The 538-nt window shown below is 72.5% G+C and carries 1 protein-coding gene; it reads left to right on the top strand.

Translation table 11 applies throughout. The features are described from left to right. On the top strand, positions 1 to 488 hold a 488-nt coding region (locus NS365_RS23340; RefSeq protein WP_206612173.1), incomplete at its 5' end, for a M15 family metallopeptidase. Positions 489 to 538 lie beyond the last annotated feature (50 nt).

Raw genomic sequence — 538 nt, 5'->3', positions numbered from 1 at the left:
GTCTCGTGGGCTCGGTGCAGCTGCGAGCCGACGCCGCCGCGGCCGCCCGCCGGATGATCGAGGCCGCGGCTCGGGACGGGGTGAGCCTGAGCCCCATCTCCGGCTACCGCTCCCACCAGACCCAGGAGGCCACCTACCGGCAGTGGGTGAGCACCTACGGGCAGGAGCGGGCCGACGTCGCCTCCGCCCGGCCCGGGTACTCGGAGCACCAGACGGGGCTGGCCGTGGACTTCGGCGGGTCCGGGGCGTGCGATCTGCAGCCGTGCTTCCGGGACACCCCGGCGGCGCACTGGCTCGCCGAGCACGGCGCAGAGTACGGGTTCATCCTGCGTTTTCCCTGGCAGCAGCAGGACACCACCGGGTACTGGTACGAGTCCTGGCACCTGCGCTGGATCGGGCAGGAGCAGGCCCAGCGGTACCGGGATTCCGGGGTCCACAGCTACGAGGAGTTCGTGGGGGCGGGGCCGGCCCCGAGCTACCGGGACTGATCCGGACGGTGCCCGCGGTGCGCCAACGGTGCCGACCATCACGGTGAATA

The organism is Aureimonas ureilytica, from assembly GCF_001475935.1.
Lineage (GTDB): Bacteria > Pseudomonadota > Alphaproteobacteria > Rhizobiales > Rhizobiaceae > Aureimonas > Aureimonas ureilytica_A.
This window is presented reverse-complemented; position numbering and strand designations above follow the sequence as displayed.